At 57.3% G+C, this 23,735-nt stretch carries 22 protein-coding genes; 13 read left to right on the top strand and 9 right to left on the bottom strand.

The features are described 5' to 3' along the window. Nucleotides 1–173 precede the first annotated feature (173 nt). Both D777_RS13280 and uvrD read left to right on the top strand, forming a co-directional pair. A complete protein-coding gene (locus D777_RS13280; RefSeq protein WP_036132937.1) occupies nucleotides 174–1,622 on the top strand; it encodes an NAD-dependent succinate-semialdehyde dehydrogenase in 1,449 nt (482 codons plus the stop codon). A gap of 241 nt (nucleotides 1,623–1,863) precedes the next feature. Continuing rightward, nucleotides 1,864–4,029 (top strand): DNA helicase II, encoded by a 2,166-nt coding sequence (gene uvrD / locus D777_RS13275; protein ID WP_036132935.1) that lies wholly within the window; start codon nucleotides 1,864–1,866, stop codon nucleotides 4,027–4,029. Nucleotides 4,030–4,450: 421 nt separating this feature from the next. Here uvrD and D777_RS13270 read toward each other — a convergent pair whose 3' ends face one another. Continuing rightward, entirely contained in the window at nucleotides 4,451–5,248 is a 798-nt protein-coding gene (locus D777_RS13270; RefSeq protein ID WP_036132929.1) for an undecaprenyl-diphosphate phosphatase, read from the bottom strand. A gap of 130 nt (nucleotides 5,249–5,378) precedes the next feature. Then, nucleotides 5,379–6,401, bottom strand: coding sequence for an ACR3 family arsenite efflux transporter (gene arsB / locus D777_RS13265; RefSeq protein WP_051669093.1), 1,023 nt, complete (start codon nucleotides 6,399–6,401; stop codon nucleotides 5,379–5,381). Nucleotides 6,402–6,579: 178 nt separating this feature from the next. Between arsB and D777_RS13260 the strand changes: the two genes are divergently transcribed. The 4 genes from D777_RS13260 (at nucleotide 6,580) to D777_RS13245 (ending at nucleotide 10,468) form a co-directional block, all read left to right on the top strand. Continuing rightward, nucleotides 6,580–6,957 carry an ArsR/SmtB family transcription factor gene (locus D777_RS13260; RefSeq protein WP_051669115.1) on the top strand — a complete coding sequence of 126 codons (378 nt, stop codon included), beginning with the start codon at nucleotides 6,580–6,582 and terminating at the stop codon, nucleotides 6,955–6,957. 46 nt (nucleotides 6,958–7,003) lie between these two features. After that, a complete protein-coding gene (locus D777_RS13255; RefSeq protein WP_036132924.1) occupies nucleotides 7,004–8,008 on the top strand; it encodes an ArsJ-associated glyceraldehyde-3-phosphate dehydrogenase in 1,005 nt (334 codons plus the stop codon). A gap of 1 nt (nucleotide 8,009) precedes the next feature. Further along, complete coding sequence (arsJ, locus tag D777_RS13250; RefSeq protein ID WP_036132922.1) at nucleotides 8,010–9,203, top strand: organoarsenical effux MFS transporter ArsJ; 1,194 nt, start codon at nucleotides 8,010–8,012, stop codon at nucleotides 9,201–9,203. 98 nt (nucleotides 9,204–9,301) lie between these two features. Beyond that, nucleotides 9,302–10,468, top strand: coding sequence for an MFS transporter (locus D777_RS13245; RefSeq protein ID WP_036132917.1), 1,167 nt, complete (start codon nucleotides 9,302–9,304; stop codon nucleotides 10,466–10,468). 16 nt (nucleotides 10,469–10,484) lie between these two features. Here D777_RS13245 and D777_RS13240 read toward each other — a convergent pair whose 3' ends face one another. Next, the gene (locus D777_RS13240; RefSeq protein WP_036132913.1) at nucleotides 10,485–10,889 is read right to left on the bottom strand and encodes an acyl-CoA thioesterase; all 405 of its coding nucleotides are present in this window, start codon (nucleotides 10,887–10,889) and stop codon (nucleotides 10,485–10,487) included. Nucleotides 10,890–11,094: 205 nt separating this feature from the next. On the opposite strand from D777_RS13240, the gene D777_RS13235 reads away from it, so the two are divergent. The 5 genes from D777_RS13235 (at nucleotide 11,095) to phoU (ending at nucleotide 16,651) form a co-directional block, all read left to right on the top strand. Next, the gene (locus tag D777_RS13235) at nucleotides 11,095–12,150 is read left to right on the top strand and encodes a substrate-binding domain-containing protein (RefSeq protein ID WP_150112646.1); all 1,056 of its coding nucleotides are present in this window, start codon (nucleotides 11,095–11,097) and stop codon (nucleotides 12,148–12,150) included. Between the two features lie 183 nt (nucleotides 12,151–12,333). Continuing rightward, entirely contained in the window at nucleotides 12,334–13,722 is a 1,389-nt protein-coding gene (gene pstC / locus D777_RS13230; protein WP_036132908.1) for a phosphate ABC transporter permease subunit PstC, read from the top strand. Continuing rightward, nucleotides 13,715–14,992 (top strand): phosphate ABC transporter permease PstA, encoded by a 1,278-nt coding sequence (gene pstA, locus D777_RS13225; RefSeq protein WP_036132906.1) that lies wholly within the window; start codon nucleotides 13,715–13,717, stop codon nucleotides 14,990–14,992. The genes pstC and pstA overlap by 8 nt, the downstream gene beginning before the upstream one ends. A 9-nt stretch (nucleotides 14,993–15,001) precedes the next feature. Further along, the gene (gene pstB / locus D777_RS13220) at nucleotides 15,002–15,895 is read left to right on the top strand and encodes a phosphate ABC transporter ATP-binding protein PstB (RefSeq protein WP_036132904.1); all 894 of its coding nucleotides are present in this window, start codon (nucleotides 15,002–15,004) and stop codon (nucleotides 15,893–15,895) included. Nucleotides 15,896–15,928: 33 nt separating this feature from the next. Beyond that, nucleotides 15,929–16,651: a phosphate signaling complex protein PhoU gene (gene phoU, locus D777_RS13215; RefSeq protein WP_036132902.1), complete on the top strand. Its 723-nt coding sequence runs from the start codon at nucleotides 15,929–15,931 to the stop codon at nucleotides 16,649–16,651. Between the two features lie 53 nt (nucleotides 16,652–16,704). Here phoU and D777_RS13210 read toward each other — a convergent pair whose 3' ends face one another. From D777_RS13210 to mnmH, 5 genes are all read right to left on the bottom strand, one after another. Further along, nucleotides 16,705–17,070, bottom strand: a complete 366-nt coding sequence (locus D777_RS13210; protein ID WP_036132900.1) for a histidine triad nucleotide-binding protein — start codon at nucleotides 17,068–17,070, stop codon at nucleotides 16,705–16,707. Nucleotides 17,071–17,086: 16 nt separating this feature from the next. Beyond that, complete coding sequence (locus D777_RS13205) at nucleotides 17,087–18,382, bottom strand: FAD-dependent monooxygenase (RefSeq protein WP_036132898.1); 1,296 nt, start codon at nucleotides 18,380–18,382, stop codon at nucleotides 17,087–17,089. Between the two features lie 82 nt (nucleotides 18,383–18,464). Further along, a complete protein-coding gene (locus D777_RS13200; protein WP_036132896.1) occupies nucleotides 18,465–19,022 on the bottom strand; it encodes an aminoacyl-tRNA deacylase in 558 nt (185 codons plus the stop codon). 169 nt (nucleotides 19,023–19,191) lie between these two features. After that, nucleotides 19,192–20,025 (bottom strand): mechanosensitive ion channel family protein, encoded by an 834-nt coding sequence (locus tag D777_RS13195; protein ID WP_036132894.1) that lies wholly within the window; start codon nucleotides 20,023–20,025, stop codon nucleotides 19,192–19,194. Between the two features lie 124 nt (nucleotides 20,026–20,149). Beyond that, a complete protein-coding gene (mnmH, locus tag D777_RS13190; protein WP_036132893.1) occupies nucleotides 20,150–21,256 on the bottom strand; it encodes a tRNA 2-selenouridine(34) synthase MnmH in 1,107 nt (368 codons plus the stop codon). Nucleotides 21,257–21,393: 137 nt separating this feature from the next. On the opposite strand from mnmH, the gene D777_RS13185 reads away from it, so the two are divergent. After that, entirely contained in the window at nucleotides 21,394–22,053 is a 660-nt protein-coding gene (locus D777_RS13185) for a class I SAM-dependent methyltransferase (RefSeq protein WP_036132891.1), read from the top strand. Nucleotides 22,054–22,475: 422 nt separating this feature from the next. Here D777_RS13185 and D777_RS13180 read toward each other — a convergent pair whose 3' ends face one another. After that, complete coding sequence (locus tag D777_RS13180; protein ID WP_036132889.1) at nucleotides 22,476–22,880, bottom strand: VanZ family protein; 405 nt, start codon at nucleotides 22,878–22,880, stop codon at nucleotides 22,476–22,478. Nucleotides 22,881–22,977: 97 nt separating this feature from the next. On the opposite strand from D777_RS13180, the gene cysZ reads away from it, so the two are divergent. Beyond that, on the top strand, nucleotides 22,978–23,727 hold the full coding sequence (cysZ, locus tag D777_RS13175; RefSeq protein ID WP_036133122.1) for a sulfate transporter CysZ: 750 nt from the start codon (nucleotides 22,978–22,980) through the stop codon (nucleotides 23,725–23,727). Nucleotides 23,728–23,735: the final 8 nt, after the last annotated feature.

Below are 23,735 nucleotides of genomic sequence, written 5' to 3'. Positions count from 1 at the left end.
TGAGCCGGTCTCCTGAGTTTCCGATTCTCCGAGTATAGGTGTCGTCCGGTGATGGTCAAAAGCGTGGCTATCGACTTTACAGCCAGAGGTTCTGCATCCACTATGGAAGACAGAATCCATTGACGCAAACCGGATCCCAGAGGGGATGCAGCCAAGACAGACGAGGAGTCGAGATGATCGAGTCACCACTGCTGGAAAAGCTGACTGGTTATATCAACGGTCGCTGGACAAGCAATGAGCAGGGAAACACTTTCGACGTCTACAACCCGGCAACGGGTGAGGTGATCGCGCAAGCGGCCTCGATGACCGAGGATGAGGTGAAGAAGGCGGTCGAGGCCGGCAAGTCTGCGCTCCGGTTGACGTCCCCATACCCGATAGAAACCCGTCGGAAGTGGCTGGAAGATATTCGCGACGCCCTCAAAGCGAACAAAGAAGAGGTCGGCCGGATTCTGTGTATGGAACACGGGAAACCATGGCCTGAAGCCCAGGGCGAAGTGGATTATGCGGCCGGTTTCTTTGACTACTGCGCCAAGCATATTCAGGCGCTGGACGCCCATACCATTCCCGAGAAGCCCAAGGACTGCACCTGGACCGTTCACTATCGCCCGATTGGCGTCACCGGCCTGATTGTGCCCTGGAACTTCCCGATCGGTATGATCGCCAAGAAACTGTCCGCGGCCCTGGCCGCTGGTTGTCCCTCGGTGATCAAACCGGCGAGTGAAACGCCGCTGACGATGATTGCTCTCTTCAGCCTGATGGACAAGCTTGACCTGCCCGACGGCATGGTGAATCTGATCATGGGCAAGGCCAGCATGATCGGACGGGTTCTGTGCGAACATCCGGACGTTCCGATGCTCAGCTTTACCGGGTCTACCGAGGTCGGTCGTCAGCTCTATGTGGACTCCGCGCCGCAAGTGAAAAAGCTCGCACTCGAGCTGGGCGGTAACGCCCCGTTCATCGTCTTCGACGATGCGGATCTGGACGCTGCTGCAGACAACCTCATCGCCAATAAATTCCGTGGCGGCGGACAGACCTGCGTCTGCGCCAACCGGGTATTTGTCCATGAAAAGGTTGCAGAGGCCTTTGGTGAGAAACTGGCGGAGCGAGTTAACAGGATGACCGTCGGTGATGGCATGAAAGAAGGTGTGGATATCGGCCCTCTTGTTAACAAGCAGGGCTTTGACAAGGTCAAACGCCATCTCGAAGATGCCCTGGGCAAGGGTGCGACCCTGGTGGCGGGCAAGCAGCCAGCTGAACTTGGTGATGGCCTGTTCTTCCCGCCCACCGTGGTGCTTGGTGTGAACCGCGAGATGTGTTGTTACCAGGAAGAAACCTTTGGCCCGCTGGTACCGATGGCACTGTTCAGTTCAGAGGAAGAAGTCATCGCGGCGGGCAACGACACCGAATTCGGACTGGCTTCTTACGTATTCACCGCCGACCCCGAGCGGGCCCAGCGCGTCGCTGGTGGTCTTCGTTTCGGCCACGTTGGCTGGAATACCGGCACTGGACCAACACCAGAAGCGCCATTTGGCGGCATGAAAGCCTCCGGTATCGGCCGCGAAGGTGGTCTCGAAGGTTTGTTTGAATTCGTCGAAGCTCAAACCGTACCGAGAGGCTTCTAAATCAGAAAAACCTACTCTCAAGCTTAAAAGCACAGGGGAGGTGATGCTGTTCAGGACTGGGTGTGGCCAGGGAAGGCCACACCCAAGTGCACACGGATGTGCTCGTAGCGTGTCCTGAACAGCATCACCTCCCCTGTGCGTTAACTCCGGAACTTGAGAGTTATCCACCCCCCGACAACCCCTCCCAAGTCCTGTTATACTCCTAACCCTGTTTATTTAGCCAGTAGCGAATTATATCCCTATGGACGTCTCCCACATCATCGATCCCCTTAACGATGCCCAGCGTGAGGCTGTAACGGCACAGAACGATCACCTCTTGGTACTGGCCGGTGCCGGCAGTGGTAAAACCCGGGTGTTGGTGCATCGAATTGCATGGTTGATGACGGTGGATCGGGTGCCGCCGACCGGGATCCTGGCGGTGACCTTTACCAACAAGGCCGCCAAGGAGATGCGTTACCGGATCGAGCAGATGATGCAGATTCCGGCACGGGGACTCTGGTTCGGGACCTTTCACGGGATCGCGCATCGATTGCTGAGATCCCACTGGCAAGACGCGGGATTGCCAGAGAACTTTCAGGTGCTGGACAGCGACGACCAGCTTCGCCTGATCAAGCGGGTGATGCGGGAGAATCAGATCGACGAGAGCCGCTGGCCGCCAAAGCAGGCCCAGTGGTTTATCAACAGCCAGAAAGACGAAGGTTTGCGGGCGGATCATATCCAGGACAACCCTGGAGACCACTTCACATCAACCATGCTGAAGATCTACCGGCAGTATGAGCAGCTCTGTCAGCAGGGCGGGCTGGTGGATTTTGGTGAGCTGTTGTTGCGCTCCCACGAACTCTGGTTGCACCGCCCCGAACTGTTGGCCCACTACCAGAAACGTTTCCAGCACATCCTGGTGGACGAGTTCCAGGACACCAATACCATCCAGTACGCCTGGTTGCAGGTGCTGGCGTCCAACCGGGTGCCGCTGACCGTGGTTGGCGATGACGATCAGTCCATCTACGGCTGGCGCGGCGCCAAAATCGAGAACATCCAGCAGTACCAGCGGGATTTTCCCAACGCCCGACTGGTGCGCCTTGAGCAGAACTACCGTTCCACACAGACCATCCTGAAAGCCGCCAACGCGGTCATCGCCAACAATCAGGGGCGTTTGGGAAAACAGCTCTGGACGGACGGTCCCGAGGGCGAGCCGATCAGCCTTTACGCGGCCTTCAACGAGCAGGACGAAGCCAACTACATCGCAGACAGCATCTCCGCCTGGGTGCAGGAAGGCAATCTGCGCAGTGAAACGGCGATCCTCTATCGTTCCAACGCCCAGTCCCGGGTGCTGGAAGAGGCCCTGATGCGCCAGGGCATTCCTTATCGCGTTTATGGTGGCCTGCGCTTCTACGACCGCCAGGAAATCCGTAACGCACTGGCTTACCTGCGGTTGGTGCACTATCGCCGGGATGATGCGGCCTTCGAGCGGGTGGTTAATGTGCCCACTCGCGGCATTGGCGCCAAGAGCCTGGGCGAACTGCGGGAGTACGCCACCGCACAGAGTATTTCCCTGTGGGAATCCGCGGAGCGGCTGCTGGAAGCCGGCCAGGTTAAGGGTCGGGCGAAGACCGGGCTTCAGTCTTTCATTGGCATGATCGAGAGTCTGTCGGAACTGGTGGATGATTCCTCACTGCATGGCCTGATGAAACAGACCATCGAGATGAGTGGTTTGAAGGACTACCACGCCAGCGAAAAAGGTGAGAAAGGCCAGGCCCGGGTCGAGAACCTGGAAGAGCTGGTGAACGCATTGTCGGACTTCGAAGTGGAGGACGGCGTCGATCCGCTTTCCGAATTCATTGCCCAAGCGGCGCTCGATGCTGGTGAGTCCCAGGCCGAAGCCCATGAAGACAGCGTTCAGCTCATGACCCTGCACTCGGCCAAGGGGCTGGAATTTCCGATGGTTTTCCTGGCCGGGGTGGAAGAGGGCTTGTTCCCGCACGGCATGTCCCTGGAAGAGCCGGGGCGCATGGAAGAGGAGCGCCGGTTGGCCTACGTCGGCATTACAAGGGCCATGAAAAAGCTGGTGCTTACTTACGCCGAATCCCGCCGTTTGTACGGGCAGGAGAAATTTAACGCCCTGTCCCGCTTCGTTCGGGAAATCCCGGCGGACTGCGTCCAGGAAGTAAGGCTGCGGAACACCGTGACCCGTCCGGCGATGGTGGAGCGTCCCAATGAAAGCATGTTCAGCCAGGATTCGGCCCAGCAGGCTGGTTTCAGCCTTGGGCAGCGGGTTCGCCATCCCAAGTTCGGGGAGGGCATCGTGATGAACTGCGAAGGTTCGGGGCATCATACCCGGGTTCAGGTGAACTTTGATGATGGGCCCAAGTGGCTGGTGTTGGCTTACGCTCCGTTAGAAGCTTGCTGATGTTGGGTGTTTTTCGCAGGTTCGGGCGTTGGTACAGGTTTTGTCGGGCCGTCCAAAACCCGCTCCTGGCGGCACATCCATGTGGCGCTTGAGCTACGCCATCCATGGCTCCGCACAGTTTTGGACGACCCGACAAAACCTGTACTTCGGACGCCTTGCGTGCCTTCCGTGAGATTTTCCCCGTTATCTCAATCTTCGGATGTGGCGTGGTTGTCCAGGAGCTTCATGGGCAGGTGCTGTCAGGTCATTCGATTGATAGAAGGCTGGATTGGCTGGGGTGAGTTAAAAATGTGCGGAGCCATGGATGGCGGAGCCCAAGCGTCACAAGGACGTGCCGAAGGAGCGTTTTTTAACTCACCCCAGCCAATCCGGCCAAACCACCAAAGCCAACAGGCCCCTCTAGCACCAAGCCCGCAGGCAATCACATCAAAACAGCATATATCACAGCCGCCAGAACGATCCGGTAAATAACATAGGGCCACATGCCAACGGTGTTCAGCCACTTCAGGAAGAAGTGGATCGCTGTAATCGCCATTACGAACGACGTTATCCCGCCAATCAGAAACCCATTCCAATCGACAATGACATCGGACGAGGCTACTTCCAGAAGCTTCACCCCGGACGCCAGCACAATAATCGGAATCGCCAGCAGGAAAGAAAACCGGGAAGCGGTTTGGCGACTCATGCCCAGGAACAGGCCCGCGGTGATGGTGACGCCGGAGCGGGAGGTGCCGGGTACCAAGGCAAAGGCCTGAGCGATACCCACCAGCAGGGCGTCTTTCCAGTTCAGGGAATCGAGCGCGCGTTCGCGTCTTGGCAGCCAGTCGGCAATACCAAGGAGGATGCCGAACACCAGCGTGGTGACGAAGATAACCCCGGCACCACGGAGTTCGTTGTCGATCATGTCAATCAACGCTAGCCCCGCAAGGCCTGCGGGGATGGTGCCGATTACCAGGTACCAGGCCAAGGCGCCCTGGCCGACGATCTTGCGCTGGGCCATGGAAACCAGGCCGTCTTTTGCGATCCCGAACACGTCCCGGCGGAAGTACAACACCACGGCGAGCAGGGTGCCTACATGCACGGAGAGGTCAAAACCGACACCCTGATCGGTCCAGCCGAAAAACGCCGGCGTCAGGATCAGGTGTGCGGAGCTGGAAATGGGAAGGAATTCGGTCAGTCCTTGAAGAAGGCCAAGAAAAAGGGCCTGGAATAGATCCATGATCAGTCCATTCGATTCCGTGGGTTGGCGTATCGGCTCAGAAAACCGGGTCGGATATTAGCAGGGTGCCGCAGGGCTGAACAGTTACAGGGCGGTAGCCCTCCCCAAAATTGAGGGAGGGCTTGAAGCGCTATTGAGGGAAATGATCCCGGGTGCGGTTGGCAATTCTGACCAGCGCCAGCATCAACGGCACCTCTACCAGTACGCCCACCACGGTGGCCAGTGCTGCGCCCGACTGCAGGCCAAACAGGGCGATCGCAGCGGCAACGGCGAGTTCAAAGAAGTTGCTTGCGCCGATCATGGCACCTGGGGCTGCGATGCAGTGCCGGACTTTCCAGAGTCGGGCCCAGCCGTAGGCCAACAGGAAAATAAATACCGTTTGTACGATTAGCGGCACGGCAATCAGGGCGATGTGCAGCGGGTTGTTCAGGATGACCTCACCCTGAAACGCGAAGAGCAGCACCAGCGTCACGATCAATGCAGCGGGTGTGACCGGGGCCAGCCGCTTCATGAACACCTCGTCGTACCATTGCGTGTTGTGGCGGGCAATCAGGATGCGGCGAGTGAGATAGCCGGCGGTTAGCGGAATCACAATGTAGAGAACCACGGAGAGAATCACTGTGTCCCAGGGCACCCGGATATCGGAAATGCCGAGCAGGAAGACCACAATCGGCGCGAAGGCGAAGAGCATGATGATGTCATTCAGGGAGACCTGAACCAGGGTGTAGGCCGCATCGCCGCGGGTCAGGTAGCTCCAGACAAACACCATGGCGGTACAGGGCGCCGCACCGAGCAGGATCGCGCCGGCCAGGTACTCGCTGGCAAGCTCCCGGGATATCCACGGTTCGAACACCACCATCAGGAAGAACCAGGCAATGGCAAACATGGTGAAGGGCTTGATCAGCCAGTTGACGATGGTGGTAATGGCCAGTCCCTTCGGCTCTTTCCGGACACCAACCACGGCACTGAAGTCGATCTGAGCCATCATCGGGAAAATCATCGCCCAGATCAGGATGGCGATGGGGATGGAAACCTGGGCGTATTCAAAGCGGGAGAGGGTTTCCGGTATTGCAGGTGCCCACTGGCCAAGTGCCACGCCTGCGACGATGGCCAGTGCCACCCATACCGACAGATAACGTTCAAAGAATCCCATGGGTGTTTCCAGTCTCAGATTGAGCGTTGAACAGATCTGGGTTGACGTTCGGAAGGTTGGCGGTGGTCATCTGGTTGCCTTGTCCTTTACGTGATGTTCGGGGCTGACTAGTATGCAGTATAAAGGCATATTCGAAAAATCGAATATGTCGAGCGGTACAGTCAGTGGAACCCTTGTGATGAATCAGGCAAAAAGTGTCGGATCGAAACCGGCTGATCAGGACGCGGTCAAAGTACTCAAGGCATTGGGGGATGACTTCCGGCTTGGCGCGCTGTTGTTGATCCTTGATAACGGCCCTTTGTGCGTGTGCGAGTTGACCGAGGCTTTCGATGTGCCGCAACCGAAAGTGAGCCGGCAGCTGGCTACACTCAGAGGAGCAGGGTTGGTGCATTCCGAACGTCGGGGGCAGTGGATCTATTACTCGCTCCGTCCGGAGCTACCGTCCTGGGTTGAGCAGATTGTTCAGGCGGCCGCGGACAACAGTCGTCACCTTATTGAGATTCCGGTGCAGCGGTTACGACTGATGAACGAGCTTTCCGGTGTCCCATGCTCGTAATGTCCGGCGCGTTTAATTCAAGGAACAGGTTTGACGGGAGAACGTCATGAAAAAGATCAAAGTAGGAATCAACGGGTTTGGTCGTATTGGTCGCCTGGCACTGAGAGCGGCCTGGGGCTGGCCAGAAATGGAGTTCGTTGCCATCAATGATCCCGGCGCGGACTCCGGCACACTCGCGCACCTGCTGAATTTCGACAGTGTGCATGGCACCTGGGACCATGAAGCGGTCGCCCATGGCCAGGAAATCGCTATTGGTGACCAGCGTATCCGGGTGACCCATAACCGCTCCATTGCAGAGACGGACTGGTCCGCTTGCGATCTGGTGATCGAAGCCAGTGGTGTGAACCGGAAAGTGGATGTCCTTCAGGCGTACCTGGATCAGGGCGTGAAGCGGGTTGTGGTGACTGCCCCAGTGAAGGAAGCGGGCGCCAAGAACATCGTGCTCGGTGTGAATGAGGGCATTTTCGATCCGGCCACTGACCGGATTGTGACCGCCGCCTCCTGCACCACCAACTGCCTCGCACCGGTTGTGAAGGTTATTCATGAGAACCTGGGTATCAGGCATGGCTCCATCACTACGATCCACAGTCTGACCAATACCCAGACCATCATCGATGCCCCCCACAAGGACCTGCGTCGGGCGAGGTCGTGTGGCAGTTCGCTGATACCAACCTCGACCGGTTCGGCAACCGCAATCATCGAGATTTTCCCGGAGCTGAAAGGCCGCCTCGATGGCCATGCCGTGCGGGTGCCACTGACCAATGCTTCGCTGACCGACTGCGTGTTTGAAGTGGAGCAGCCGACGGACCGGGAAGCGGTGAACCGAATGCTGAAAGAGGCCGCAGAGGGCGAGTTGAGCGGTATTCTGGGCTACGAGGAGCGCCCCCTGGTGTCAATTGATTACAAGACGGACCCCCGGTCGTCCATTGTCGATGCCCTGTCGACGCTCGTGATCAATGGTACCCAGGTGAAAATCTATGCCTGGTACGACAACGAGTGGGGCTATGCCAACCGGACAGCAGAGCTTGCGCTCAGGGTGGGTCTCGCCTGATATGACATCCGCCATCCGTCAGTACCTTGTGATCACCGGCAATTACTGGGCCTTTACCCTGACGGATGGCGCCCTGCGTATGCTGGTAGTGCTGCATTTCCACCAGCTGGGCTACTCGCCGCTGGAAATCGCGTTGTTGTTTATCTTCTACGAGTTTTTCGGGGTGGTGACCAATTTGGTGGGCGGGTATCTGGGTGCCCGCATGGGGCTGAACCGGACCATGAATCTGGGACTGTTTCTCCAGATTGTGGCGCTGGGGATGCTTGCGGTGCCGGCCGCCATGCTCACGGTGCCCTGGGTGATGGCAGCCCAGGCATTGTCTGGCATCGCCAAGGACCTGAACAAGATGTCGGCGAAGAGTGGCATCAAGCTACTGGTGCCGAATGAGCAGCAGGGGAGGCTCTACAAATGGGTCGCGATCCTGACCGGCTCCAAGAACACGCTTAAAGGTGTGGGCTTTTTCCTCGGTGGCGTTTTGTTGATGACCCTGGAATTCAAGGGGGCAGTCATAGCCATGGCCGTGGCTCTTGGGTTGGTCTGGCTGGCCAGCCTGTTCCTGCTCAGGCAGGAGCTGGGGAAGAGCAAGGCCAAGCCCAAGTTCACCGATATGTTCTCCCAAAGCCGGGCCATCAACGTGTTGTCCGCCGCTCGCCTGTTTCTGTTTGGAGCCCGGGACGTTTGGTTCGTGGTGGCGTTGCCGGTCTATTTACACACGGTATTTGGCTGGGATTTCTGGAAAGTCGGAGGCTTCCTGGCGATCTGGGTCGTTGGTTATGGCTTTGTGCAGACTGTTGCGCCACGTCTGACCGGTCACCGTGAAGGCAAACAGGCGGTCGTGCTGTGGGCTGTCTCTCTTGCTCTGGTACCTGCCGCCATTGCTGTCGGATTGGCCGCCGGCGGATCGCCGCATTTCGTGGTTGTCGGCGGGCTATTGCTGTTTGGGGTTCTGTTTGCGATCAACTCCTCCCTGCACAGCTATCTGATTGTCAGCTACGCCAGGGGCGATGGTGTGTCACTGGACGTGGGCTTCTACTACATGTCCAACGCGGCAGGTCGGCTGCTGGGAACGGTGCTTTCCGGCTGGATCTATCAGGTATACGGGTTGGAAGCCTGCCTGTGGATATCTACCTTGCTGGTGGCGACGGCTTCCCTTCTCTCGGTCATGTTGCCCGAGAGGCATCCTGCGCCTGCATGAAGCACTCCCAAACCTGGTGAAAGCACCAAAGTAGCATGGGTTTTACCGGCACACAGAATATAGAGTGATGTCATGCCCTCGGAAAAAGAAGAACAATCATGAACACCTTTCTCAGGCGAAATCCGTTATTGGTGATCGTGCTGGCGCAACTGTTCGGGACCTCGCTCTGGTTCAGTATCAATGGCGTCTGGTTGTCGCTGTCCCATGAGCTGGGGCTGACGGAGGTGGATCTTGGTCGTCTGACGCTGGCGGTTCAGGCAGGCTTTATTTCCGGGACGCTGACACTGGCGGTCACCGGACTGGCGGATCGCTTTGGGGCCAGCCGGATTTTTGCGGTGGCCAGTCTTGTCGGGGCTCTGTCCAACGGAGTTTTCGTTCTGGTCGCCAATGACCCGGCATCTGCTTTTCTGTTCCGGTTCATAACCGGCCTATGTCTCGCTGGTATCTATCCCCTGGGTATGAAAATGGTGATTGCCTGGACGCCAAAATATGCCGGCTCAGCGCTGGCCTGGCTGGTTGGTATGCTGACCCTGGGAACGGCGTTGCCACATCTCATGCGGGGCGCAACACCCGGGATGCCCTGGGAGTGGCCGCTCTGGGGAGCCTCTTTGCTGGCGTTGCTGGGGGGCGGCCTGATCTACCTTCTGGGTGATGGTCCGCATCTGCCGACAAGCCGGGGGGCGATTCCCCTGCAGCAGGGCTTGGCCGCATTACGTGTTTCCCGGTTCCGGGCGGTCGCAGGGGGGTACTTCGGGCACATGTGGGAGCTATACGCGTTTTGGACTCTGGTGCCGCTTTTGGTGGGTCGAGAACTGGCCCGTATGGAAGGGGGGGAAACCCTGATCCCCTGGTTCTCGTTTGCCATCATTGGTATTGGTGGCATTGGCTGCTTTGTCGGTGGATGGCTGAGTCGTGGCAGGGGCAGCGAGTGGGTCGCCGGGTGGGCGCTCAGGGTTTCAGGGACCATGTGCCTGGTCTACCCGTTACTGAGCGGATGGTCGCCGGCTCTGCTGGTGCTCTTGCTGCTGGTCTGGGGTGTGGCCGTGGTGACCGATTCGCCGCAGTTTTCTGCGCTGGCGTCCGCCGCGGCGCCCAGGGAGTCGGTTGGGTCATCGCTGGCGGTGATGAACGCGGTTGGGTTTGGACTGACCTTGCCGGCGATTTGGTTGACCAGTGGCCTGTGGGGCCAGTTTGGTGTCTGGGTTGTCCTGCTTCTGGTGCCCGGACCAGTGCTTGGTCTGTGGTCCCTGAGACGAGCTGGCTGATCCGGGGGAAGGGCAATCAGCGATTCTGTTCGGGAACCTCGCGAATGCGGCCGTGCTCATCAATGGCCACGTACACAAACAGTCCTTCGGTTACTTTCCGCGGGTGCTTGGCGGTTCGGTCCAGCGTCCAGACCTCTACCTTGATTTTCATTGAGCTGCGACCGATGTCCACCAGCTCGCAGTAACACCCGACCTGGGAACCCACCCGCAGCGGAGACAGGAATTCCATGCGATCCATGGCAACGGTGGCATTTCGACCCTGGGAAATGCGTCCTGCCATGGTGGCCGCGGCCATATCCATCTGCTTGACCAGCCAGCCCGCGAATACGTCGCCGTTTGCGTTGGTGTCAGAAGGGAGGGGGATAACCTGGATGGTCAATTCGCCGCGTGGGGCGGGTTTGTCGTCATCAAGTGCTGTCATGGATTCTGCCTTTTTGAGCCTGGAATTGTTTTATCCACGCATGTTAATGGCCTGAGGCCATGCTGCAAGCAGTTTTCTGCAAACGTGACTATTATTTCAGTGGTTGTAACAAAGCTGTCACACAGAGCCATTAGTCTGCCCTCATCGGTAAAGCAGATCCGAGATCAAGACAACGTCCAAACCAAATAAATGGAGACTTGACGTGATGAAGCTTAAATCAGTTGTTGCCTCTGTTGCCCTGGCTGGCAGCATTGCAGCGGTGTCCGCACCGGCCATGGCTCGTGATACCATTAACATCGTGGGTTCTTCCACTGTATACCCGTTTGCTACCGTGGTTGCCGAGCGTTTTGGCCGTAACACCGACTTCCCGACTCCGAAGCTCGAGTCCACCGGTTCTGGCGGCGGTCTGAAGCTGTTCTGTGCTGGCATCGGTACCCAGCATCCTGACATCACCAACGCCTCTCGTCGTATCAAGAAGAGCGAAGTTGAGCTGTGTGCCAGCAACGGCGTTGAAGACATCACCGAAGTGAAGATTGGTTCTGACGGTATCGTGATTGCCAACTCCAAGAACGGCCCTGCCGTGGATCTGTCCCTGAAGCAGATTTTCCTGGCCCTGGCCAAGGAAGTTCCTGATCCGAAGGGTGGCGAGAAACTGGTTGCCAACCCGTACGAGAAGTGGAGCGATATCGATTCCAGCCTGCCGAACGAAGAGATTTTCGTTATGGGTCCGCCTCCGACCTCTGGTACCCGTGACGCCTTCGTTGAAATCGCAATGGAAGGTGGTTGCAAGAAGTATGACTGGATCAAGGCGATCAAGAAGCAGGACAAGTCCAAGTACAAGTCCATCTGCCACAGCATGCGTGAAGACGGTCCTTTCGTTGAAGCTGGTGAGAATGACAACCTGATCGTTCAGCGTCTGGAGCAGGATGACCACGCATTTGGTATCTTTGGCTACAGCTTCCTGATGGAAAACTCCGGCAAGATCCAGGCTGCGACCATCAACGGTGTTGGTCCGACTCCGGAAACCATTGCTGACGAAGCCTACCCGGTAGCGCGTTCCCTGTACTTCTACATCAAGAACGCTCACGTTGGTGTTGTTCCTGGTATCCAGGAGTATGTTGCCGAGTTCACCAGCGAAGGCGCTTGGGGTGACAACGGCTACCTGGTTGATGTAGGCCTGATCCCGAACCCGCGCAAAACTCGCATGGAAGTGGTCAAGCGCGTCAAGAACCTGACCCCGCTGACAGCTGCTGAGCTGTAAGGCTGACTGGTCAGAAGTATTAATAAAGAAGGTTATCAGGGATGATAGAAAAGAACGCGAGCCCGAAGGTTCGCGTTCTTTTGTTGCGTCTGGATGGGCTCAAGTGGCTCAATACGCAGGCCCGTTCAGCCGACAGGGCTGAATGGTTCTAGAACTCGACATTCACACGAAACAGAGAACTCTATGCATACGGCCAACCTGCTTCCCCTGGTTCTTGTGATCGCCGTGGTTGCTTACATGCTGGCCTTTATGAGGTCACGCACCGTGGCTGAACCATTTGGTGGTATTCGCAACCTCAAGGCGTTGCCGTTTTATTACGCTGCCCGAGCCGCACTGTGGTGTGCTATCCCGGCGTTGATTCTGCTTGGTGCCTGGACGGCCTTCGAAGGCAAGGTTATCCAGAATGTGGTGGTTTCCTCCCTGCCAGCGGATGTTGCGCCCAAGTCTGAAGGAGAGGCCAGCCTGGTGCTGTCTCAAATCAGCAACGTCGCGGCGGGAAAGCTGGATCCGAACTTTGTCCCGAAACCGGTGGTTGGAGCCGCGGATCTACTCGAAAACCTCAGGGATCGCAGCAGTAACTTCAAGACCATGCTGGTCATTCTGATCGCGGTGCTTGGCGGCGGGTTTGCCTGGTCGCGGGTGCAGCCTCACATCAATGCCCGGGAAAACGTTGAGCGGACCTTGCGCTGGATTTTCTTCATCTGCGCGGGTGTCGCGATCCTGACAACCGTCGGCATTGTGTTTTCGGTGATTTTCGAGACTGTTCGCTTTTTTGGCAAGGTACCGATTACCGAGTTCCTGTTCGGAACGACATGGAGTCCACAGACAGCTTTGCGTGCTGATCAGGTAGGCTCGGAAGGCGCTTTCGGGGTTATTCCCCTGTTTACCGGCACATTGCTGATTTCTTTCATCGCATTGGTGGTCTCGGTACCGGTTGGCCTGATGTCTGCCGTGTACCTCTCGGAATACGCATCCAAGCGTGGGAGGGCCATTCTCAAACCCTTGCTGGAAATGCTGGCGGGTGTTCCGACCGTCGTTTATGGCTTTTTCGCGGCCCTGACCGTGGCGCCATTCATCAGTGACCTGGCGGACATCATCGGCCTGGAAGCCTCCGCACAAAGCGCGCTGGCGGCAGGGCTGGTAATGGGCGTAATGATCATTCCATTCGTCTCCTCGCTCTCTGATGATGTGATCAATGCAGTTCCGCAAACCCTGAGGGATGGTTCCCTGGCGCTTGGGGCGACCCAGTCCGAGACCATGAAGAATGTGATTTTCCCTGCAGCCCTGCCGGGTATTATGGGCGGTATCCTGCTCGCAGCCTCGCGCGCTATTGGTGAAACCATGATCGTGGTCATGGCGGCGGGCCTGGCGGCAAATCTCACTGCCAATCCGCTGAGCTCGGTTACAACCGTCACGGTACAGATTGTGACGTTGCTGACCGGTGACCAGGAGTTCGACAGTGCGAAAACACTCTCGGCCTTCGCCCTGGGCATGATGCTCTTTATCGTCACACTTGCCCTCAACATCGTGGCCCTGAAGATCGTTCGCAAGTATAGGGAACAGTATGACTGATCAACGTTCACAAGCGGAGATTGTCCGCGAGTCACTCAAGGTGCGTTACCGCAAGGAACGCCGTTTCCGGCTGTACGGTATGGCTGCGATCGCGGTCGCACTGCTGTCATTGCTGATTCTGTTCACGGACATCGTGGGTAAGGGCTATACGGGCTTCATCAAAACGACCATCACCCTGGATGTGAGCCTGGATGGTGAAGCGATGTACCTGGAAGATGCCAGGGACAAGGATCAGCTGTCGATGGCGGATTTCCAGGCGCCGATTATTTCGGCGCTACAGGAATATTTTCCGGAAGCAACCGGGCGTAAGGATGTAAGGGAGCTCAAGCGGCTGGTGGGGAGTTATGCCGGCAACCGGGTGCGCAATCTGCTGACCGAGCAACCGGAGTTGCTGGGTACGACGCAGACGATGACGTTCCTCGTACACGACACGGTATCGGTTTACGTCAAGCATGCGGGCAGTGACGCCTACAGCATCCGGTTATCCGAGCAGCAACAGCGCTGGGTGGATGAGTTGGTAGAAAAAGGCGTTGTTGAAACGGCTTTCAACGATGTCTTTTTCAGCCGGGGCGATTCCCGTGAACCGTCCAACGCGGGTGTTCTCGGCGCCATTGTCGGCTCTCTGTTCACTATGGTTGTGACCATTGCGATTGCTTTCCCGGTGGGGGTGGCCGCCGCAGTCTATCTGGAGGAGTTTGCGCCCCAGAACAAGCTCACAGACTTCATCGAGGTCAACATCAACAACCTGGCAGCGGTGCCGTCGATTATCTTTGGTCTGTTGGGTCTGGCAGTGTTTATTGGCCTGTTCGGTATGCCTCGCTCGGTCCCCGTGGTGGGTGGCCTGGTGCTGGCGCTGATGACGTTGCCGACCATCATCATTTCCAGCCGTGCCGCCATCAAGAGTGTTCCCCCGTCAATTCGCGAAGCAGCTGAGGGCATGGGTGCTTCCAAGATGCAGGTGGTTCTGCACCATGTGGTGCCTCTGGCCATGCCAGGCATGATGACCGGTTCCATCATCGGTATGGCACAGGCGCTGGGTGAAACCGCACCGTTGCTGTTGATCGGTATGGTGGCCTTCATTGTCGAAATTCCGGACGGCTTTTTCAGTTCCGCTACGGTTCTTCCCGTCCAGATTTACCTTTGGGCCAGCAGTGCAGAACAGGGCTTTGTGGAGCTGGCATCCGCCGGCATCATGATCCTGCTGACCTTTATGATTACCATGAACGCCATGGCCATCTGGCTGCGCAAGCGTCTTGAGCGCCGGTGGTAAGGAGTCTATATGAATACTATGAACACGACTGCAACCAGAGATGTCGCTGTGGAAGAGCAAGAGCAGAAAACACAACCGGTGGAAGACCCGCGCCCTGAACAGGCGGAGTTGGAAGAAGGCAAAACGGTGGGTGTTCCCTACGTCGATGACCCCAAATTCCGGCTTCGGGATGTGGAGGTGTTCTACGGAGAATCCCGGGCAATCAAGAAGATCAGTCTCGACATTGCCAAGAATGAAGTGATTGCCTTCATTGGCCCTTCAGGCTGCGGTAAGTCAACGTTTTTACGCTGCCTGAATCGGATGAACGACAGTATCGATATCTGTAGCGTGAAGGGATCGCTCGAGCTTGACGGGGATGATATCTACAACTCCAAGCGGGATGTTGTGGAGCTGAGGGCTCGTGTCGGCATGGTATTCCAGAAGCCGAACCCGTTCCCGAAGTCCATTTATGACAATGTTGCTTATGGTCCCCGGATCCATGGGCTTGCCAATCGCAAGTCCGACCTTGATGAGATTGTGGAGAACAGTCTGCGTAAGGCAGGCCTCTGGGACGAGGTGAAGGATCGCCTTGATGCCACGGCGACGGGTATGTCCGGTGGCCAGCAGCAGCGGCTTTGTATCGCCCGGGCCATTGCCGTCAGCCCGGAAGTGGTGTTGATGGACGAGCCCTGCTCGGCACTGGATCCCATTGCCACGGCCAAGGTGGAAGAGCTGATCGCAGAATTGTCAGAGAGCTACACCATTGTGATCGTGACTCATTCCATGCAGCAGGCTGCCCGTGTATCGCACCGCACGGCGTATTTCCATCTGGGGCACCTGGTGGAAGTGAACGATACCAATAAGGTGTTCACCTCACCGGAGCATGAAATGACCGAATCCTACATCACTGGCCGCTTCGGTTAAGCGCGGGCCCGAGGAACTCTGGAGAAGCACACTATGCCTACAAAGAAGGACGATGTTTACGGGGATCACACGTCCCACGCATTCAACGATGAATTGATGGAACTGAAGGCCCAGTTCCTGAAAATGGGTGGAATGGTTGAGACTCAGCTGGGAGAGTCGATCCAGGCCCTGATCGACGGTGACGGTCACCTCGCGGACGAGATTCGAGCGAATGACAAGAAGGTCGACCAGATGGAGGTCGAGCTTGATGAGGAAGCGACCCTGATCATTGCCCGGCGTCAGCCGGCGGCGCGGGACCTGCGTCTGATTGTCTCCGTGATCAAAATGGTTTCTGACCTTGAGCGGGTCGGTGATGAGGCCAAGAAAATTGCCAAGCTGGCGATTCAGTTGTCGGAAGAGGGGCAGGCTCCTCGGGGCTATGTCGAAGTCCGTCACATTGGTACACATGTGCTGACCATGCTCCATGATGCGTTGGATGCCTTTGCGCGTCTGGACTCTGAGCAGGCCCTTCGGGTCAAGAAAGAAGACAAACGCGTTGATGAGGAGTACCAGGCCGCAGCGCGCACGCTGCTGACTTTCATGATGGAAGACACCCGCAATATCTCTCGTTGTATGAACGTGATGTGGGTGCTTCGGTCACTGGAACGGGTAGGTGATCACGCCTGCAACATCGCAGAGAACGTCATTTTCATGGAAAAGGGTGAGGATATTCGCCACGCCAGCATGGAAGATGCCGAGAAAGTGGTTGGGGGGTAATCCCGATCAATATCAGAAGGGGGCCTCTGGGCCCCCTTTTTCTTTTGCGTCGATCAGGCCTGTTTCATCTTGTCCGTATAGGGCGGCCAGCCCAGCGGCTTTCCTGCCAGAACATGGAGGTGGATGTGAAACACCGTCTGACCTGAATTCTCGCCACAGTTCATGACGACCCGGTAACCGTCGTCTGAAAACCCTTTTTCCTTCGCAATTTTTGCAGCCACAAGGTACAGGTGGCCCACCAGTTCCCGGTCTTCCTCGGCAATATCATTGATGGTGGCAATGGCTTTCTTGGGGATCACCAGGAAGTGCACCGGTGCCTGAGGATTGATGTCACTGAACGCCAGACTGATGTCGTCCTCGTAGAGAATCTCTGCGGGAATCTCCCGGTTGATGATCTTGGTGAAAATCGTTTCTGACATGTTCGCTCCTTGTGGGTTAAAGACGGTTAAGTCCGGGCAGTCGAGTCATCATGTGTTGCACTAAGGCCGGCAATTCCGAATCCAGACCCATGGCATAGCGGGCGACCCGGTTGCGGGCAAAGGGCAGGGCCCGGGCAGCCCCCAAACCGATGTTTCGCACCAGGTGCGCGGGTGGCACCCGATTGCTGAACAGATAGTAAAACAGATCCATGGTCAGCATCATCCGGCGGTTGGCGGGGCGACGCCGACGCTCGTATTCGCCCAAACGCGATGAGGAGCCGATGTCTTCTCCGGCTCTCTTCGCTTCCCTGAGTATGGCTTGCAGACACTGGGCATCCTGGAAACCAAGGTTAACGCCCTGTCCGGCCAGCGGGTTGATGGTGTGAGCAGCGTCTCCGGCCAGCACGACGCGACCGGCATAGTAGTGTTTGGCGTGCTGGCGGGCGATTGGAAAGCTGGCGACGGCGTCGATATGGGTGAGCGGGGGAAGCTCTGTGGGGAACGCGGTCTGGATCTCTGCCATCAGTTCCGGGGCAGGGAGGGCCTTGAGCCGCTCCAGCTGCTCTGGTGAGTCATACCACACCAACGATCCCCAACTTTCACCGGGGTGATCGGGAGCGGCGCTGTGCAGGGGCAGGAACGCCCTTGGACCGGATGGCTGAAAACCCTGCCAGGTAATGTCCTGAACCGGGCCCTGATAGCGAACGGAAATCACCATGGCCTGCTGACCATACTGGTCCCGTGACACGCCGATGCCGGCGAGATCCCGGGTTCGGGACATGGCACCATCCGCACCAATCACCAGCCTGGCGTGCAACTCCCTGCCGTCATCCAGGGTCAGCGTTGCCTGATCGGCCGTCTGGTTAAGCGCTGAGATCCCGTGGCCACTGACCGTCGTCACGTTCTGTTCGGCTTCGGCGCATTGCCACAGGGCTCGCTGGGTGACCGAGTTTTCAACGATATGGCCGAGATGCAGGGCAGCAAGCTCGCCTGCATCGAATTCCACCCGGGTCATGCCTCTGGGAATCAGGCCGCTGAGGGGATGTTCAGTGCCGTCCCATACGGCGAGCCGCCGATAGGGGGTGGCTCTCATGGCGATAATGGGGGCCCAGGCGCCAAGGCTCCGGAGGTAGCGTTCGCTGCCAGCGCTCAGGGCAGAGACGCGGATGTCGGGGGCGGAGGGGAGCGCACTGTCCGGAGCTGGGGCACGGTCAACGACGGCGATCTTGAAACCGTCGCGGCCCAGCCCGGTTGCGAGGGCAGCGCCGACCATGCCGGCGCCGACAACTACAATATCGAATGCTTGCGTCATATCGGGTTCCTGTCTGATGCCAACAGTTTACGCGATGGCAGCCATCAGACAAGCGACCCGGATCAAGCCGCAGCGAAAGTCCCTAGTAACCCGCCATTCCCGAGGCTCTTTGTCGGCCTGAATGTTCCGGCCGTTGGCGGTTCTTCATAAGCCAGGCCGGTTTCTGGGCCCCCGGTTTGTTAAAGCCCTGGTTAAGAACCATGGGCTGGACCAGTTCGAGGAAATCCGCCATTTTCATGTGTACCGATTCCGTGTGACTGCCGGCGGCAAAGGCAATCTCAGGCTGTTCCGTCAATGCTTCGGCACAGAAAACAGACATGTCGAAAAGGCCACCGAAGGGGGGCATGGCGCCGACCTCGCAGTCGGGGAAACGGGACTGGAATTCCTGTTCGTCGGCAAGATCCACGAAATCGGTGTCCAGAATGTTGGAGAGCCGGTCCCAGCGGACGCGCCAGGTGGCGGGCATCACCAGCATGGCCATCTTGCCGTCGAGTTCGATAATGACGGTTTTGACGACACGGTCGCCTGCGATTTTAACGTGGTGAGCCAGTTCCTGAGCCGTGTAGGCCGGGGGGTGGGTCAGACACATGTACTCGACACCTGCCTGATCGAGAAATTCCTTCAACTGCTGTACCGGCATAGCGACAACCTCCTACCAGCAATGACAGCATTTCGGAGCCGTTCATTGTTGTATGCCGGGCTCCCGCGGGCAGGAGGGGCGATTTGTGCCCCTCCTTAATTGCCTATCTTAGTTGAGGATGCTCAGTTTGCGAGTAACAGCTTGTATCAATGAGAAACGGTTCCGTCGCTTATTCGTCTTTGATCATATGCACGTCGCGTTGTGGGAAAGGGATGCTGATGCCTTCGGCATCAAATGCTTTCTTGACCTTCTCCTGCATATCCCAGTAATACGGCCACAGGTTGTCGGTTGCTACCCACACCCGGAACATCAGATCAACCGAACTTTCCCCGAGGCCAGCCACACAAATGCGTGGGGCAGGATCCTGCAGCGAGCGCTCGTCCTCTTCCATAAGGCGTTTGAGAATGGATTTGGCTTTGTCGATATCGTCGCCATAGCCAATGCCAAACGTCATGTCGCATCGACGTTTGTCGTAAATGCTCACATTAACCAGCGTGGCGTTTGACAGGCTGCCATTGGGAATAACGATTCGACGGTTATCAAAGGTGTTGACGATGGTGTAGAGGATGCTGATCTCATCGACGGCACCCAGGTAGCCCTGGGCCTCAATTGTGTCGCCAACCTTGAACGGCTTAAAAATAAGAATCAGCACACCACCGGCGAAGTTGGCCAGGCTGCCTTGCAGCGCCAGGCCAACCGCCAAGCCTGCAGCACCGACCAGGGCGACAAAGGACGTCGTGGCAATGCCCACCATTGAGGCAACTGAGATCAGCAGCAGGATCTTCAGGATAGCGCCGATAAGCCCACACAGGAACTTATTGAGAGTGGGGTCCTTGGCGCTCAGCTTCTTGTCCAATACGGCAATAAACCGATTGATCAGCCATAGGCCCACGACCAGGGTGATGATGGCTAGCACGACTTTTGGGGCGTAGGTCATAACCAGAGCGATTGCCTGGTCTATCAGCTCGGAGGCATTTCCATTCTCTCCAAACAGGTTTTCCATAAGGGACTCCTTGTTCATTAGTATTTTCGTGGGGATAGGGCGGTACGACTTCTATGAGGCGCTTGGATCATTCTGCCACTTTATATAGCAGACAATTGTGTCAGTGGTATAGCCCGGACGCTGCTTACCTGTTTGCAACAGGTCTGTTGGCCCAATCAATAATGGTGCCAGGACCGCCCTGCACCAGAATGGTGCCTTGTTTACGGCTCAGCTGATAGTCGTACATGGGGTCGTAGTAGTCCTCAAGCAGAGCCCGAATCCAGGCGTGATGGCCCTCCACATTGCCTTGCTTTTCCTGTTGCTCCAGCGCCTGTTCCATCAGGGCTCTCAGTTGCTTGTGGCGCTCACCGCCAAGCCGCTTCTGGATGCGATCCAGGGCACTGAGCAGGTAATCGCGGAAATTGAGCCAGCCGGCCTCTTCACCATCCCGCGCCTGATAGTCCCGAACCATCTCCTCCACATAATCCTGACGGATAATGCGGATTCGTTCCGCGAGCGGCTGTTCAAGCACCATCAGGGGGGCTTCCGCCATCCGTTCCCGCAGCCTTTCCGGAAGGCAGCAGCGCCCTACCAGGCGGCTCTCATCCTCCAGGTAGACGGGGCCACCTTTCAGGTTTGCTGATTTGAGCATGGCGACGGCGAGACGGTTTTCAAAATCGATTTGTGACGGTTGGGGAGATACCCGTCGGCCGAAGCTCGAACCCCGATGATTGGCGAGGCCTTCGAGGTCTACCGGGTTGGGGAGCTTTTTCAGGACCCGGGTTTTGCCGGTTCCCGTTCTGCCGCTGAGGATGCGGAATTCGCTGCTCTCGATCTGCTCTTCCAAACTGTCGATGAGAAAACGCCGAAGGGCCTTGTATCCACCCTTTACCAGCGGGTAGTCAATGCCGGCATCCCGTATCCACTGTTGGGTCAGTCGTGAGCGCAGGCCGCCCCGGAAGCAGAACAGGTAGCCATCGGGATGCTGTGCAATAAAGCGCTTCCAGGCCTCGATGCGCTGGGCCTTGATGTCGCCCGACACCAGTTGGTGGCCCAGTTCAATCGCCTTGTCCTGGCCCTTTTCCTTGTAACAGATGCCCACACGGTGACGCTCCTCGTCATTCATGAGCGGCGCATTCTGTGCCTCTGGGAAGCTGCCCCTGGTAAACTCCACCGGGGCTCGTACATCCATCAGCGGGACGTCGTTAAGGAACAGCGAGAGGTAGTCGTCGGTGTCGGGTCTGGATGCCATTTCGTGGGATAACTGGTTGCCGGAATGAGGCGGCAGTATAGCGGAAATGGCAGTTTTCTGCCCGAAACGCGCTGATTGACGCCGGATTGCCCGATACAATGGCGCGCCAATGACATTCTGATGAGCCGGAGATTCTCGTGACACCTGAACGCCTCGATGCCCAGTTACAGAAAACCCTCAGTCGGGGCCGGGTTGCGGAATCCCGGCCGGCGGGTTGCCCTCAGTTGGCGCTCTACCTGTTTGATCCCTCGGTTCTGGAAGGGCCGCTGAGTCACGATGAGGCCCAGGCGGTGGTGGCGGAACCGGCCTATTGGTCATTTTGCTGGGCCAGTGGTCAGGTACTGGCTCGCTGGATTCTGGAAAATCCTCAATCCGTTTCTGGCCGAACAGTTCTGGACTTCGGTGCCGGGTCAGGCATCGTTGCTATTGCTGCTGCCAAGGCCGGAGCCCGGGAAGTGATTGCTTGCGATATCGATCTGGCGGCTCTGGATGCGGTGGCCGCCAATGCCGAACTGAATGGTGTGCGGGTTACTCTTTGTGAAGACTGGAGTAAACGTCCCGACGATCTCGACGTCATTACCGCCGCCGATGTGCTTTACGACCCGGAAAACCGTCCGCTATTGGCGCAGTTCCGATCCTCAGCCCCGAGGGTGCTGTTGGCGGATTCGCGAGTCCGAAACCTGAACGATGATCGGTACGCCCTGCAGACCGTTATCGAGGCCCGTACCTGGCCGGATCTGAATGAGTTCGAGGAATTTAATCAGGTGAGAATCTATCTGGCGGGGGAGTCGTCGTGAGGTCCGGGCAAAAATAAAGGGTAGCCCGGAGGCTACCCTAATCGAAACAGGTCGGCGCGTCCTTGCGCATTGGGCAACAGCCGTGTTGCGAGTTCCCTATGCCGCTCCCTGGTGCCGGCTTCCGAGCCGGCCATCCGAATATTGTCCCTAAAGCGAGGCGTCCCTGTGTCCCTGCCTCTCCCTGCTAATCCTTGCCGGGGTGCATCCAGTGCGTCGTCCCTTTCCCTGTCATCCTTGACTGAAAACAATATACCAGCCGATTCCTTACAAACTTGTGACGTATGCACGTCGTTTCCGGTGGGTAAATGGTCAGTTACTCAATTAAATATCTGTATCAACAGGTTAGGCGAAATCAATTGGGGGCAGGCTGAGCCCGCGCACGCTTCAGGACTGTAAGTTCGCACAATGTTGTAGGATATATCTCACAGGGAGTTGGGCGAATTTCTTAAAGGCTGTTTTGTGATGTGTTTGAAGAACGGCCACGGCAGCAGACCGATTGCTATTCCGGCGGCATCGGCGGCGAGGTCTGCCAGGGAGAAATCCCGGTAGGGCAGGTTGGCCTGCACCATTTCGATACCCAGACCAAAGCTCAGCAGTGCGGGAGCAAACCACCAGGGTTTGAGTTCCGGCCAGGCAAGGCGGGTCAGCAGTGTCAGCTCCAGAAAGGCAATCAGGTGATTGACCTTGTCGTTTGCGGAAGCGGGAATCGGGTAGCTCTGGCTCGTAGTGGCCAGATATACAATGGCTGCGACGGAAACCAATAATGCCAGCCGCCACAGTGCGCGGGCATTCAGCAGGGTTCGAACGTGTTGATTGAGGGATGCCATGGGGATTTTCCGTAACTGGCTCCGGGCTGTGGGAATGTCTGCAACATGATATGCTTTGCGCCCCGTCAATGTCATTGAAACGGAGGGCCTTCCGGCCATGCTCAAGGGAAATTTTTTTCGTGGACTGGGCTACCTGGGGGAAGGCTTCCGCCTGATTCGTCAGCCCGGACTGCGCCTGTTCGTGCTGATCCCGCTGGTAATAAACATCGTTCTGTTCGGCCTTTTCTTCTATTTCCTTGCTGAAGCTTTCACTGTTCTGATCGCCACGGTCATGGGTTGGTTGCCCGACTGGCAGTGGTTGCAGGCGCTGGACTGGTTGTTCTGGATTCTCTACGGCGGCGTCATTCTGTTGATGCTGGCATACGGCTTCGTCATCGTCGCCAATCTCATCGGCTCCCCGTTTTACGGCTATCTGGCCGAACTCACCGAGAAGCACCTCACTGGCCAGGAGGTCAGTACTGAAGAGGGCTGGGCGGCCATTATCCGGGATATCCCGAGGGCGCTCTGGCGCGAGGTGCAGAAAATTCTCTATTACCTGCCCAGGGCCATTGGTCTGATCATCATCGGCCTTATCCCGGTCGTCAATCTGGTGGCAGCGTTGCTCTGGTTTCTATTCAACAGCTGGATGATGGCGTTGCAGTACGTCGATTATCCGGCGGATAACCACAAGGTCAGCTTCAAGGCCTTGCGGAGGCTTTTGGGGGATACCCGTCTGTCGGCGTTCGGCTTTGGTCTGCCGGTTGCGTTGGCCGCTATGGTCCCGGTCTTGAATCTTGTTGTTGTTCCTGCCGCCGTGTGTGGTGCGACGGCCTATTGGGTACGCGAGAACGGCGCGACCCGTCAATAAACCAGTTC

The organism is Marinobacter nitratireducens (assembly GCF_000708045.1).
GTDB lineage: Bacteria > Pseudomonadota > Gammaproteobacteria > Pseudomonadales > Oleiphilaceae > Marinobacter > Marinobacter nitratireducens.
Note: the sequence above shows the minus strand (reverse complement) of the source record. Positions and strands in the feature narration are given on the sequence as shown.